The 12,419-nt window shown below is 60.1% G+C and carries 13 protein-coding genes; 1 reads left to right on the top strand and 12 read right to left on the bottom strand.

Features of this window, described 5'->3' with window-relative positions; translation table 11 throughout:
* Positions 1–30: 30 nt before the first annotated feature.
* The 12 genes from ybgF to NH396_RS11380 all read right to left on the bottom strand — a co-directional run bounded on the left by ybgF (position 31) and on the right by NH396_RS11380 (position 10,953).
* Positions 31–816: a tol-pal system protein YbgF gene (gene ybgF / locus NH396_RS11435; protein ID WP_253063738.1), complete on the bottom strand. Its 786-nt coding sequence runs from the start codon at positions 814–816 to the stop codon at positions 31–33.
* 138 nt (positions 817–954) lie between these two features.
* The gene (gene pal, locus NH396_RS11430) at positions 955–1,464 is read right to left on the bottom strand and encodes a peptidoglycan-associated lipoprotein Pal (protein ID WP_176677077.1); all 510 of its coding nucleotides are present in this window, start codon (positions 1,462–1,464) and stop codon (positions 955–957) included.
* Positions 1,465–1,534: 70 nt separating this feature from the next.
* Positions 1,535–2,827: a Tol-Pal system beta propeller repeat protein TolB gene (gene tolB / locus NH396_RS11425; protein ID WP_253063728.1), complete on the bottom strand. Its 1,293-nt coding sequence runs from the start codon at positions 2,825–2,827 to the stop codon at positions 1,535–1,537.
* On the bottom strand, positions 2,824–4,017 hold the full coding sequence (gene tolA / locus NH396_RS11420) for a cell envelope integrity protein TolA (RefSeq protein WP_253063726.1): 1,194 nt from the start codon (positions 4,015–4,017) through the stop codon (positions 2,824–2,826). Before tolA ends, tolB begins: the two co-directional genes overlap by 4 nt.
* A gap of 3 nt (positions 4,018–4,020) precedes the next feature.
* Positions 4,021–4,467 carry a protein TolR gene (gene tolR / locus NH396_RS11415; RefSeq protein WP_175088752.1) on the bottom strand — a complete coding sequence of 149 codons (447 nt, stop codon included), beginning with the start codon at positions 4,465–4,467 and terminating at the stop codon, positions 4,021–4,023.
* 14 nt (positions 4,468–4,481) lie between these two features.
* A complete protein-coding gene (gene tolQ, locus NH396_RS11410) occupies positions 4,482–5,159 on the bottom strand; it encodes a protein TolQ (RefSeq protein WP_253063723.1) in 678 nt (225 codons plus the stop codon).
* 134 nt (positions 5,160–5,293) lie between these two features.
* On the bottom strand, positions 5,294–5,728 hold the full coding sequence (ybgC, locus tag NH396_RS11405) for a tol-pal system-associated acyl-CoA thioesterase (RefSeq protein WP_253063721.1): 435 nt from the start codon (positions 5,726–5,728) through the stop codon (positions 5,294–5,296).
* Complete coding sequence (ruvB, locus tag NH396_RS11400; protein ID WP_176677071.1) at positions 5,725–6,768, bottom strand: Holliday junction branch migration DNA helicase RuvB; 1,044 nt, start codon at positions 6,766–6,768, stop codon at positions 5,725–5,727. The genes ybgC and ruvB overlap by 4 nt, the downstream gene beginning before the upstream one ends.
* 240 nt (positions 6,769–7,008) lie before the next feature.
* Complete coding sequence (gene ruvA, locus NH396_RS11395; protein WP_043333607.1) at positions 7,009–7,623, bottom strand: Holliday junction branch migration protein RuvA; 615 nt, start codon at positions 7,621–7,623, stop codon at positions 7,009–7,011.
* 312 nt (positions 7,624–7,935) lie between these two features.
* Positions 7,936–8,514 carry a crossover junction endodeoxyribonuclease RuvC gene (gene ruvC, locus NH396_RS11390; RefSeq protein ID WP_253063719.1) on the bottom strand — a complete coding sequence of 193 codons (579 nt, stop codon included), beginning with the start codon at positions 8,512–8,514 and terminating at the stop codon, positions 7,936–7,938.
* Positions 8,515–8,793: 279 nt separating this feature from the next.
* A complete protein-coding gene (gene aspS, locus NH396_RS11385; protein ID WP_253063717.1) occupies positions 8,794–10,581 on the bottom strand; it encodes an aspartate--tRNA ligase in 1,788 nt (595 codons plus the stop codon).
* A gap of 147 nt (positions 10,582–10,728) precedes the next feature.
* Positions 10,729–10,953, bottom strand: a complete 225-nt coding sequence (locus tag NH396_RS11380) for a zinc ribbon domain-containing protein (RefSeq protein WP_043333602.1) — start codon at positions 10,951–10,953, stop codon at positions 10,729–10,731.
* Between the two features lie 319 nt (positions 10,954–11,272).
* Between NH396_RS11380 and NH396_RS11375 the strand changes: the two genes are divergently transcribed.
* Positions 11,273–12,325 carry a D-2-hydroxyacid dehydrogenase gene (locus tag NH396_RS11375; RefSeq protein ID WP_306424407.1) on the top strand — a complete coding sequence of 351 codons (1,053 nt, stop codon included), beginning with the start codon at positions 11,273–11,275 and terminating at the stop codon, positions 12,323–12,325.
* Positions 12,326–12,419 lie beyond the last annotated feature (94 nt).

The following is a 12,419-nucleotide window of genomic DNA, read 5'->3' as shown; positions in this document are numbered from 1 at the left end:
GGAATACAGATGGCCAATGGCCACGGGCACTCAGGCGCCGGAGGACAGGAAGTCCTTGGCCATGGTGCCAGCCTTGCTGTCCGGATACTGCTGGACCAGCTTCTCGAGCAAGGAGCGACTTTCCTGCGCCTTGCCTTGACGCGCCTTGACCAGTCCCAGCTTGTACATCGCATCCGGCACCTTGCTGGATTGCGAGAATTCGCTGATTACGGTCTCGAAGGCCTGGGCGGAAGCATCCAGCTGGTTCTTGGCCGAATACAGCTCGCCCAGCCAATAATGTGCATTGGCTGCTAGATTGGAATCCCCATGGTCCACCACGAAAGCTTCAAAGGCGACAATGGCACCGTCGAAGTCGCGAGACTGAACCTTGGCGAAGGCATTCTCGTAATCCTTCTGGGCCGCTGCACCGCTGTCGGCATTGCTGACGCCATTGGTGTTGGCTGTACCACCGGCACTTGCGCCGCCAGTGACTGCCGCTGCTGCCTGTGAATCGACAACCTGACCGTTCTCCCCGGCGGAAGTGCCACCAGAAACCCGCTGTTCCAGATCCAGGTAGCGTTGCTGTGACATCTCGGTCAGGCGCTTGAACTGGTATTCCAGCTCATCGATTCGACCGCGAAGTCGGGCAATTTCCTGTGCCTGTTCGTCGAGTTGATTGAGAAGGGTCAGGGTGCCGCCGCCACTCAAACGAGTATTGGCCTGCTGATAGAGCGAGTTTGATTGCCCAGTGAGGTCCTCGACCGTCGGTGCGGCCAAAACGGACAACGGGAGCAACAAGGCTCCCGCACCGAACAACCCTTTCAGGCTGTGTTTCATGCTGTCGGCTCCGCCGAATCATCATGGTATCGCGCAAGCAAGCCCGGGGTTCAAGGTCACGCCTCTTGCCCGGGCCAGCTCAACACAAGTTTCTAGCGTCTCCACGCCTCATGAGAGAGTCGCGGAGATTAATCGTGCTTAGTAGTCGAAGACCACACGACGGTTCTTGGCATAGGAAGACTCGCCGTGGCCCTGGACTGCCGGACGCTCTTCGCCGTAGGAGACGATCTCGATCTGTGACGGAGACACGCCCTGGACAGTCAGGAAGCGTGCGACAGACTTGGCACGACGCTCGCCCAGACCCAGGTTGTATTCACGAGTACCGCGCTCATCAGCGTGGCCTTCCAGAACGACATTGGCGCTGGTGTTGGCTTTCAGGTACTGAGCGTGACCCATCAGGACGCTTTCGAACTCAGGACGGATGGTGTCCTTGTTGAAGGCGAAGTAGATGGTACGCACGTCAGGCATGGTGGCGTTGCTCATCTGGTTGGCATTGGTGTTGGCACCAGTATTCATGCCGGCAGTGTTCGCACCGCTGTTGGCTGAATCCATGTCGCCGTCCTGAGCGCCGCCGCTGCTGGAACAACCTGCCATCACGCTCAGGGACAGGGCAACCAACAGACCTTTTGCATACGGGGTGAACTGCATTGTGAAACTCCTTGCTCTAATGGGTACGAATGCCAAGCCTTTCTTGGAGGCTCAGTTGCATTCTAGTGGTTTAGTTCAGGAACGGCGACCACGCAGGTTCACGCACGTCGCCTTGTGCTGACGGCAGGGAGAATTGTGCCCTTCCGTCTGCCGACACCTGGCCCAGGACCCCGCGGGTTCCTTGCTGAGTGGCATATATCACCATAGTGCCATTCGGCGCAACACTTGGTGATTCATCCCACTGAGTATCGGTCAGGGAGGTAACCCGACCGCTCTTCAGATCTTGCTTGGCAACCTGATAACCGTTGCCTGCGCGGTTGATCATGAACAGGTTCTCTCCATCGGGTGAGATGCGCCCGCGGGAGTTGTAATTGCCGGTATATGTCACACGCTCCGTGCCGCCGGACAGATCAAGTCGATAGATCTGTGGGGAGCCTGCACGATCTGAGGTGAACACCATACCGCTGCCATCCGGCAACCAATCCGGTTCGGTATCGATCGCAGGATTGTTGGTCAGACGCTGGAACTGACGGCTGGCAATATCCATCACATAGATTTCCGGCTGGCCATCCTTTGACAATGCCATTGCCAGTTTACGACCATCCGGCGACCAGGCCGGGGCACCATTGATGCCTCGGAAACCTGTCAGTTTTGCACGACGACCACTACCCAATTCCTGCACATAGATAGCGGGACGTTCGGCTTCAAAACTGACATAGGCCAGCTTCTTGCCATCCGGCGACCATGCCGGTGACATGATCGGTTCATCGGACGCCAGAACCTCCTGACTATTGTGGCCATCTGAGTCCGCCACGTACAGGGCAAAGCGAATATTGTCGCCAACACCTTTGGCGGTAATGTATGCGATTTTTGTCGAGAAAGCACCGCGAATTCCAGTAATTTCCTCAAATATTTCATCGCTCATATAATGGCCACGCGCGCGCAGCTCACCATTGCTTCCGGTGATGACTTCGCCAAGCATGCGCTTGTTGCCCAGCACGTCCATCAGCTCATACTGGATGCTATAACCACCATTGCTGGCCGACTTTACCTGCCCCACCACGAGGTAACTGGCCCCCAGGCGCTTCCAGTCATTGATGAAGACGTCCTGCGTCGTGCCCGGCAACGCGATCAGATTGTCGCGCTTGATCGGGTCGAACTGGCCACTGCGCGCCAGATCATCGGAGATGATACGTGCGAGGTCCTGCGGCAGACTTCCCCCGGTCAGATTCTCGAACGGCACGACAGCGATAGGTGTGGCGCTGTCATTGCCCTTGGTGATCTCGATGGTCAGGTCAGCTCTTGCCAGGCTGGTCACTGCCAGCAAGGCGGCTGCCATCATCCATGCGGTCAATCGTCTCATCGGCCCAGGTCCTCTGGATTGAAGTACAGGTTGAAGTTTCGGAACTGGCTCTTGGCACCAGCCGGCAGGTCCTGCATCTCGGTAAACGGCGCCGCTTTCTGGATCGCCTGAACCGCGGAGCGATCGAAGGCGGCGTTACCACTGCTCTTGCTGACCGCAGCCGACACCAATTCGCCTGTCGGCAACAATGACACTCTCAGCGTGACCGTCATACCGGGAACGGAGCCCGAGGGCCGATTCCAATTCTGTCCGACATACTTCTTGAGCAGGTTCTCAAAGCTGTTGGCTGCCTGAGCGGCCTGTTTGGCGCCACTGATGGCGTCACTTTCACTGTCTATCAGGCTATCCAGCGAGCCGGCAGAGGCCTGAGCCGCTTTCTCGGCAAGTGCCTTCTGGCGTGCGGCCTCAGCGGCCGCCTTCTTGCGCGCTTCTTCCGCCGCCTTGGCCTTGGCTGCTTTCTCCTTGGCGGCCTTGTCCGCTGCTGCCTTGGCTGCCTTTTCCTTCTCGGCCTTCTCCGCTGCTGCCTTGGCCTTGGCTGCCTTTTCGGCTTCCGCCTTCTTGGCTTCAGCGTCTGCCTTGGCCTTGGCGGCCTTTTCCGCTTCGGCTTTCTTGCGCGCTTCTTCTGCAGCTTTTTCCTTGGCGGCCTTTTCGGCTTCGGCCTTGGCAGCCTTTTCGGCTTCCGCCTTCTTCAAGGCATCGGCCTTGGCCTGCTTTTCCGCTTCGGCCTTCTTGCGATCAAGGGCAATCGCCTTGGCTTCCTCTGCACGCCTGGCCGCTTCTGCCTTGGCCTTTTCGGCAGCTGCCTGCTCAGCCCTCAACTGCTCAGCCGCCTTGGCCTGCTCAGCCGCCTTCTGCTGTTGCGCCTTCTGGGCAGCCGCCTTTTCCTCGGCGGCGCTGCGTTGCTGTTCCGCTGCAAGCTCTGCCTCTCTGGCCGCCTCTTCCTTCGCGCTCTGGCGTTGATCCGATTCTTCGGCCGCATCACGCGCCTTGCTGGACTTCGCCTGCTGGGCCTGATTGGTCGTGGTCTCGGTACTGACCAGTGTCGCGTTGACGATGGTGGTGTTGGTCTTCTCCGGTTCGGATTCTGGCCAACTCACCAGAGTCAGAATCAGGATGCCCAAGTGCAGGCCAACGGCCAGCACCACAGGCAATCCCAACCCGACCCGCTGTTCTATCTCTGGCTGACTCATCCATCAGCCCTCGGTCGGTGGTTCTGAAATCAGCCCGACATTGGGGACGCCGGCGCCCTGCAGCGTGCTCATCAGCCCCATGACATCGCCGTAGGGCGCTGTTCTGGCGCCCTTGACCAGCACGGGCGTCTTGGGCTTCTCTGCCACGATGGACGCGACCTTGCTGCCCAGTTCATCCAGTGCCACCGGCGTGCGCTTGTCTTCATCCGATCCCAGATCGATGTAGTAATTGCCGCTGTCGTCCAGCGAGACGATCAATGGCGTCACATCATCGGGATTGTCGATCGGCTTGGAGGTGACCTTGGGCAATTCGACCTGAACCCCTTGCGTCATCATCGGCGCGGTGATCATGAAGATAACCAGCAACACCAACATGACGTCGATGAAGGGCACCACATTGATCTCGGAGGACAGCTTGCGCTTGTGGCCTCTGCTATACGGTCCTTTCATTGACTCGACTCCCTTCAAGCGTCGTTGCTGCCACGACCGTGCAGATTACGATGCAGAATGGAGTGAAGCTCTTCGGCGAAGTCTTCATAGCGACCCAGCAGCTGATCAGCACGACTCGCCAGACGGTTGTAGAAGATGACGGCCGGGATGGCGGCGAACAGGCCCATGGCAGTCGCGACCAGTGCTTCGGCAATCCAGGGGGCAACGGTAGTCAGAGTTGCCTGCTGAGCCGTACCCAGTGCCTGGAAGGAGCCCATGATGCCCCACACGGTGCCGAACAGACCGACATAGGGGCTGACGGAGCTGACCGTGGCCAGAAACGGCAGGTGCACGTTGAGGCGCTCTTCTTCACGTGACAGCGTGACGCGCATGCTGCGTTGCACGCCATCCATCACCGCATCGGCATTGCTGGACTTGGGTTTGAGGCGGCTGTACTCGCGGAAGCCGGCACGGAATACGCCATGGGCGCCCGGGGTGGATTCTTCATCTGCCGGCAATTCACGATAGAGGTGATTGAGGTCGACCCCGGACCAGAAGCGCTTTTCAAAGGCCGCGTAAGCCTGCTTGGCACGGGACAATGCCATCCCGCGCTGAAAGATCACCACCCAGGATGCAATGGAAGCTGCCAGCAACAGCAACATGACTGCCTGAACGACCAGACTGGCGTTCGCGAACAGCGAAATGATCGACATCGAATCTTCCACGGAAATCCCTCTTTACTTGGTTCAGTCTGTGCCACCGTCACTCAGTGACACGATAAATAATCTGTTCATCAGCCTGGCGTCTCTGTGCCTGGCTGACAGCGGCCTCATCGCGCCTTGTGGTCTCAGACCTCAAGAGCCGCGAGCAATTCCCCGGGCCAGCGCCTGGGGCGCAAGGTCGTGGCATCGACGCAAGCGATCACGACTTCCGCTTCGCTCAAGACCTGCTCACCGCGCAGCGCCTTCTGGGTGAACGTCAAGCGTGCACCGCGCAAGGCGCCTGCCGTTGCCGTCACGGTCAGCAGGTCATCCAGGTGCGCAGGACGAAGATAACGATTTGTTACACTGTGTACTACCAACTGAATGCCTTTTTCAAGCAAGGCTTGCTGCGTGAAGCCCTTCGCACGCAACCATTCACTGCGCGCACGTTCCATGAAGCGCAGATAATTTACGTAGTAGACGATGCCACCGGCATCAGTATCCTCGATGTAGACGCGCACAGTGTGGTGAAAACATGCAGCTTCCCCCTTCAACGTATTTCCAGCGTCTTCAGATGTCATGACGCATCATTTCCTTCCTGTCCCAGCCGCGCCTGCTCTTCACGTGGGGTGATCCCGAAGTGCAGATAGGCCGAGCGTGTGATCAGACGCCCGCGCGCCGTGCGCATCATGAAGCCCTGTTGAATCAGATAGGGCTCCAGCACATCCTCGATGGTATCGCGCTCTTCCCCGATGGCTGCCGCCAGTGAATCGACCCCGACCGGCCCGCCATCGAACTTCTCGATCATCGCCAACAGCAGTCGACGGTCCATATGATCCAGGCCGTGACTGTCGACGTTGAGCATGTTGAGCGCCTTGTCGGCCACTTCCAGCGTCAAGCGGCCATCCGAGCGCACTTCGGCGAAGTCACGCACCCGGCGCAGCAGGCGATTGGCGATACGCGGCGTGCCGCGGGAGCGACGCGCAATCTCCAGCGCCCCTTCCATCTCGACTTCCATGCCGGAAAGCCTGGCACTGCGCGCCACGATGTCGGTGAGTGACTCGATATCGTAGAACTCGAGGCGTTGAACGATGCCGAAGCGATCGCGCAGTGGCGCCGTCAGCAGCCCCGCGCGCGTCGTCGCGCCCACGAGGGTAAATCGTGGCAGTTCAAGCTTGATCGAGCGGGCCGCGGGCCCTTCACCGATCATGATGTCGAGCTGATAATCTTCCATCGCCGGATAGAGCACTTCCTCGACGGCCGGTGACAGGCGGTGAATCTCGTCGATGAACAGGACATCGCCTTCCTGCAGGTTGGTCAGCATCGCTGCCAGATCCCCTGCCCGTTCCAGCACCGGCCCGGAGGTCGACTTGATATCGACACTCATCTCGCTGGCGATGATGTGCGCCAGCGTCGTCTTGCCGAGACCGGGTGGGCCGAAGACCAGGGTGTGATCCAGACTGTCGCCTCGTCCTCGTGCGGCACTGATGAAGATTTCCATCTGCTCGCGGACGATGGGCTGTCCGATGTAGTCACTCAGCGTGCGTGGCCGGTTGGCGCGATCGATCCGCTCTTCCGGATCATGCGTCGCCGCGGAGATCAGTCGGTCCGACTCCATCATGATGCTTGCTCAACTCCTGATGACGCAGGTCACGCACATGACGCGGATCATGGGCCATGAGCATGCGTCAGTGGCAGGTGGCAAGGTTGGCCAGGGCGGTGCAACGATCTAGCGCATCTGCGTTCAAGCGCGCACTTTCTACCCCAGTAACCTGCCAATCCCTAGTCAATAAATCCAATCACAATGCGCCGTTTCCTTCACGGAAACTATAGGGCGCATGTTTGCTGCTCCGGCGGGGCCTCAGCTGGCCATCTTGCGCGCCAGTGCCGCCTTGATGAGCGCTTCCGTGGAGGCGCCGGTCTCGAGCCCGGAGAGCATCTTGGCCGCCTCGACAGGCTTGTAGCCCAGAGACACCAGCGCGGCTTCGGCATCCGCCAGAGGATGGGTGACCGGCGGTTGCGGCTGGGAGGCACGCGCCATTTCATCCAGCCCATCATCCGCCGGCAGCGTCCAATGCTTGAGGCGATCGCGCATCTCGATGATCAGTCGATCCGCCGTCTTCTTGCCGACGCCCGGCAGTCGTGTCAGCGCTCGGCTATCTTCGTCGTGAACACAACGAATGAAATCGGACTGCTCCATTCCTGACAGAATCGCCAGCGCCAGTCGCGGACCGACACCGGAGATCTTGATCAATTCACGGAACAGACGACGCTCGGGCTCCTTGCCGAAGCCATACAGCAACTGCGCGTCTTCGCGCACCACCAGGTGGGTGTAAAGCTGGCAATGTTCACCCACGGCCGGCAAGCCCAACAGGGTGTTCATCGAAGCTTCCAGTTCATAACCGACACCCTGTACGTCAAGCACCAGCTGCGGCGGTTGTTTTTCCAGCAATGTCCCGGTCAGGCGTCCAATCATGTTGCGGCTGTCCTTGCTCGGCAGAGAACGTGTTCGGTGGGATCGTGCTGCTCGCAGACCCGATTCTCTGCACGGATTGTTACAATGCGGGCAAGCCTACCAAAGATGAAGCGCAGGCGGCATGTCCCAGTGTCACGACGAATTTGTCGCATCTTTCTGACAGTCATACCTGGGGTGATGGCACGAAGCCTGATGCCACGCGGCTTGGCGCATCACGCAATCGGCTGCTGCCAGGCTTGGCAGACACTCTACAAGTGACTGAAAAATCGCTATTAATTGAGCACAATACCGCATTTGTCGCTCAGCGGCATGTCAGGCGTCGGGCTCGAAGTCTCGCCAACTGCTGCTACGCCGCACGCGGGTTCCCTTGCGTCGACTGGTATTCCCCAATCCCAAGGCTTCCAGCTGGTCATTGCCGGGCGTCAGGCGTCGACGCGCGAAGCAATGCGTCAAGGCGATGGCCAGCGCATCGGCGGCATCGGCCTGTGGCGTGGCGGAGAGCTTGAGCGTATGCGTGACCATATGCTGCACCTGAGACTTCTCGGCGGCACCGGTACCGGTCACGGCCTGCTTGATCTGCCGCGGCCCATATTCGAATACCGGCAAGCCGTGATTGGCCGCACACACGATGGCAGCCCCGCGCGCCTGACCCAGCTTGAGCGCTGAATCGGCGTTCTTGGACATGAAGACCTGCTCGATGGCGAATTCCGCGGGACGATGCAGGGTGATCACCTCGCTGATGCCGGCATAGATCTGCGCCAGGCGCTGATCCAGGCTGACCTGTGACATGCGAATGCAGCCACTGTCCACATAGCGAGGCTGAGCCACAGAGACATCCAGTACCCCATACCCGGTCAGACGTGAGCCCGGATCGATGCCAAGAATGATCATGCTGCCGCCTCGTCTCTCACACCTTGCGTCTTCGCTGTCGTCATCACGCCATCGCTCTTACTGTGTATATAACCAGCCACCATGCCACAAAAAAGGCGGTGCGACACTGTCATTGCCTGACGTGAACGCCAGCAAACAGTCTCGCACCGCCTTGTCAGGCTTGCTCGCCCCTTTGCCTACCAAGCCAAAGGGGCAAACCCGCACCGCGGAACCGCCCTTGTCTGATCGAATCAGTCCAGACGGCCCCACCAGTCACTCTCTCGGTCATGCGCCGCTGAATCAGGCCTGGCCGCTTTCGTCCTCGACCTTGACCTTCTGACGCAGACGGATGTTCAGCTCCTTGAGCTGCTCGCTGCTGACTACGCCCGGGGCGTCGGTCATCATGCAGCCGGCGCTCTGGGTTTTCGGGAAGGCAATCACTTCACGAATGGTCTTGGCGCCGGTCATCAGCATCACCAGGCGGTCGAGACCGAAGGCCAGACCACCGTGGGGCGGCGCGCCGAACTTCAGGGCGTCGAGCAGGAAGCCGAACTTCTCTTCCGCTTCTTCTTCACCGATACCCAGCACTTCAAACACGGTACGCTGCATGGCCTGATCGTGGATACGGATGGAGCCGCCACCCAGCTCGGTACCGTTGATGACCATGTCGTAGGCGCGAGACAGTGCCGCTTCCGGGTTGGCCTTGAGCTCTTCCGGCGTGCAGGACGGCGCGGTGAACGGGTGGTGCAGCGCGCTCAGACGGCCATTGGCATCGGCCTCGAACATCGGGAAGTCGACGACCCACAGCGGTGCCCACTCGCGGGTGTAGAGGTTGAGGTCTTCGCCCAGCTTGACGCGCAGCGCACCGATGGCCTCGGCCACGATGTCGGCCTTGTCAGCACCGAAGAACACGATGTCGCCATCGACGGCGCCACAGCGGTCCAGCACTTCATCCACGACGTCTTCCATGAACTTGACGATCGGCGACTGCAGCCCCTCGATGCCCTTGGCACGTTCGTTGACCTTGATCCATGCCAGGCCCTTGGCACCGTAGATGCCGACGAACTTGGTGTAGGCGTCGATTTCCTTGCGTGACAGGCTGGCACCGCCCGGCACACGCAGCGCGGCGACACGGCCCTTGTCGTCCTTGGCCGGTCCGGAGAAGACCTTGAAGTCCACGCCGCTCATCAGGTCATCGACATCGACCAGTTCCAGCGGGATACGCAGGTCCGGCTTGTCGGAACCGAAGCGGCTGATGGCCTCGGAATACGGCATGGTCGGGAAGTCACCCAGCTCGACATCGAGCACTTCCTTGTAGAGGCCACGGATCATGGTCTCGGTCATGCCCATGATGTCCTGCTCGTCGACGAAGCTGGCTTCGAGGTCGATCTGGGTGAACTCCGGCTGACGGTCAGCACGCAGATCTTCATCACGGAAGCATTTGGCGATCTGGTAGTAACGATCGACACCGGCGACCATCAGCAGCTGCTTGAACAGTTGCGGAGACTGCGGCAGCGCGAAGAAGCTGCCGGCGTAGGTGCGGCTCGGCACCAGATAGTCACGTGCACCTTCCGGGGTGGCACGTGTCAGGATCGGGGTTTCGATGTCGAGGAAGCCCAGTGCTTCGAGTTGGGCGCGCACGCTGTGAGTGATGCGCGAGCGCAGACGCAGCTTCTCGATCATGTCGGGACGACGCAGGTCGACATAACGATACTTGAGGCGAACTTCCTCACCGACCTTGTTGTGGTCGTCGAGCTGGAACGGCGGCGTCTGTGCGGTGTTGAGCACTTCGACGTCCTTGGCCAGCACTTCGATCATGCCTGTCGGCATGTTCGGGTTCTGGGTGCCTTCCGGGCGCAGACGGATACGGCCCTTGATACGCAGTACGAACTCACTGCGCGCCTTGTCGGCAGTGGCGAAGGCATCGACGGTGTCCGGATCGACGACGATCTGGGCGATGCCATCACGGTCGCGCATGTCGAGGAAGATGACGCCACCGTGGTCGCGACGGCGGTGCACCCACCCGCACAGAGTGACATCCTGATCGATCAGGGTCTCGTTCAGTTTGCCGCAATAGTGGCTGCGCATGTTGATTCCTTGTTGCTCAAATTCATGATCGACGCGCTGATGCGCATCTGTCTCAGAGGGCCTGCCGTTGGCGATGAGGGTCAAGGGTACCTGTTGGGTGCCCTTGACCCTCATCACGCTGATGCCTGACGCACTATCCCAGCTGTATCAGGCGGTGCTGTCGCTACCACCGGCCAGATTCTTCTTGCTGCCGGACTTGAAATCCGTCTCGTACCAGCCACTACCTGCCAGACGGAACCCGGCGGCGGAGACCAGCTTCTCGAGCTGGTCCGTCTTGCACTCCGGACACTCCGTCAGCGGCGCAGCGCTGATCTTCTGCAACTTGTCCATCCGATGGCCACAGGCCTTGCAGTGGTATTCATAGATCGGCATGGTTTTCTTTCCTGACGATACTGGTCACGGGGCTGTCTGAGCACCGTGAACCATGACAATGTTATGCCTTGCGGCGCGTCTTGCGTTCAGCGCACCTGCGGCCTCAACATGAGAGATTTCGCAAGCATCAGCAAGAGACGCCTACAATAAGGCCAGTTGAGCGGCTTTCAAGTCAAAGCGAAAGGGGCACATTATAGCGTGCTCGGCCCCGTGCGGGGCAACACCCAAGCACAAACCGGCCCAGACGCTACGTATTCGTCATTTCCGGGCCAGCCTTTATGTCTTCCTGTCTGTTTTCCTACGCCATCATGAGGCACCTATGTCCGATCACGATCGTACTGCGCAGTCTCCCTCTCGTTCTTCCATGCCCGCTTCCTCTCACTGTGAGCCCACCTCGTCCACCGGCGCGCCGCAGGCCGTCATGCTCGATGCCGGCTCCGTCGGTGACGGACTGGACTTCTCGCGCCTCGAGGCCCGTCTGGAAGGATTGGTCTGTCATGACGCCACCGCATCCGAGGAAGTGGTGCCACGACTGAGAGGTGCCTCCATCGTGCTGGTCAACAAGGTACGCATCGAGGCGCACCACATGGATGAGCTGCCGACCCTCAAGCTGATCGCAGTAATGGCGACCGGCACCAACAATATCGACATGGCGGCCGCCGAAGCACGTGGCATTCGGGTCATGAACGTCAATGCCTACGGCACTCATTCGGTGGCGCAGCACACCTGGATGCTGCTGCTGGCACTGGCAGGCCGCCTGCCGGAATACCAGACCGACATCGCCGCGGGCGAGTGGCAACGCAGTCCGACTTTCTGTCTGATGGGCCGCCCCGTGGTGCAGCTGTCCGGCAAGCATCTGGTCATCATCGGCAAGGGAGAGCTGGGCACTGCGGTGGGCAGGCTGGCCGAGGCGTTCGGCATGCGCGTGACCTTTGCCGCCCGACCGGGCACCGTCCCCACCGCCGAGCGCCCCGCGCTGGAAAGCCTGCTGCCCCAGGCTGACGCCATCAGCCTGCACTGCCCGCTGACCCCAGAGACACAGCATCTGATCGATGAGCAGGCGCTCGCCGCCATGAAGTCAGGTGCACTGCTGGTCAATTGCGCCCGCGGGGGCATCATCGACGAGGACGCAGCGCTGGAGGCACTGGCCACCGGACAACTCGGCGGCCTGGCGGTGGATAGCCTGCCGGAAGAACCGCCACGTGAAGGCCACTCGCTGCTCTCGGCCCTGGAAAGCCAGCATCATTCGGCGAGTGCGCCCTTGAACCTGATCGTCACGCCGCACAATGCCTGGATCAGCCAGGAGGCGCGCCAGAACATGCTCGATCTCAGTCTGGCCAATATCGAGACATTCCTGAACGAACACGCCTGACACGGCCACACCCTCGTTGCGCCAGCCACTGACGCCGAGTGGCAGGTGCGAGCGGCAGGTCACGAAAAAGCCCCCGAACCGGCATATACGCCAA

Source organism: Cobetia sp. Dlab-2-AX, assembly GCF_024124625.1.
Lineage (GTDB): Bacteria > Pseudomonadota > Gammaproteobacteria > Pseudomonadales > Halomonadaceae > Cobetia.
This window is presented reverse-complemented; position numbering and strand designations above follow the sequence as displayed.

Bases quoted from the DNA above. Each gene is read 5' to 3' on its own strand.
- ybgF (WP_253063738.1), bottom strand. From the start codon at position 816: ATGAAACACAGCCTGAAAGGGTTGTTCGGTGCGGGAGCCTTGTTGCTC.
- pal (WP_176677077.1), bottom strand. From the start codon at position 1,464: ATGCAGTTCACCCCGTATGCAAAAGGTCTGTTGGTTGCCCTGTCCCTG.
- tolB (WP_253063728.1), bottom strand. From the start codon at position 2,827: ATGAGACGATTGACCGCATGGATGATGGCAGCCGCCTTGCTGGCAGTG.
- tolA (WP_253063726.1), bottom strand. From the start codon at position 4,017: ATGAGTCAGCCAGAGATAGAACAGCGGGTCGGGTTGGGATTGCCTGTG.
- tolR (WP_175088752.1), bottom strand. From the start codon at position 4,467: ATGAAAGGACCGTATAGCAGAGGCCACAAGCGCAAGCTGTCCTCCGAG.
- tolQ (WP_253063723.1), bottom strand. From the start codon at position 5,159: ATGTCGATCATTTCGCTGTTCGCGAACGCCAGTCTGGTCGTTCAGGCA.
- ybgC (WP_253063721.1), bottom strand. From the start codon at position 5,728: ATGACATCTGAAGACGCTGGAAATACGTTGAAGGGGGAAGCTGCATGT.
- ruvB (WP_176677071.1), bottom strand. From the start codon at position 6,768: ATGATGGAGTCGGACCGACTGATCTCCGCGGCGACGCATGATCCGGAA.
- ruvA (WP_043333607.1), bottom strand. From the start codon at position 7,623: ATGATTGGACGCCTGACCGGGACATTGCTGGAAAAACAACCGCCGCAG.
- ruvC (WP_253063719.1), bottom strand. From the start codon at position 8,514: ATGATCATTCTTGGCATCGATCCGGGCTCACGTCTGACCGGGTATGGG.
- aspS (WP_253063717.1), bottom strand. From the start codon at position 10,581: ATGCGCAGCCACTATTGCGGCAAACTGAACGAGACCCTGATCGATCAG.
- NH396_RS11380 (WP_043333602.1), bottom strand. From the start codon at position 10,953: ATGCCGATCTATGAATACCACTGCAAGGCCTGTGGCCATCGGATGGAC.
- NH396_RS11375 (WP_306424407.1), top strand. From the start codon at position 11,273: ATGTCCGATCACGATCGTACTGCGCAGTCTCCCTCTCGTTCTTCCATG.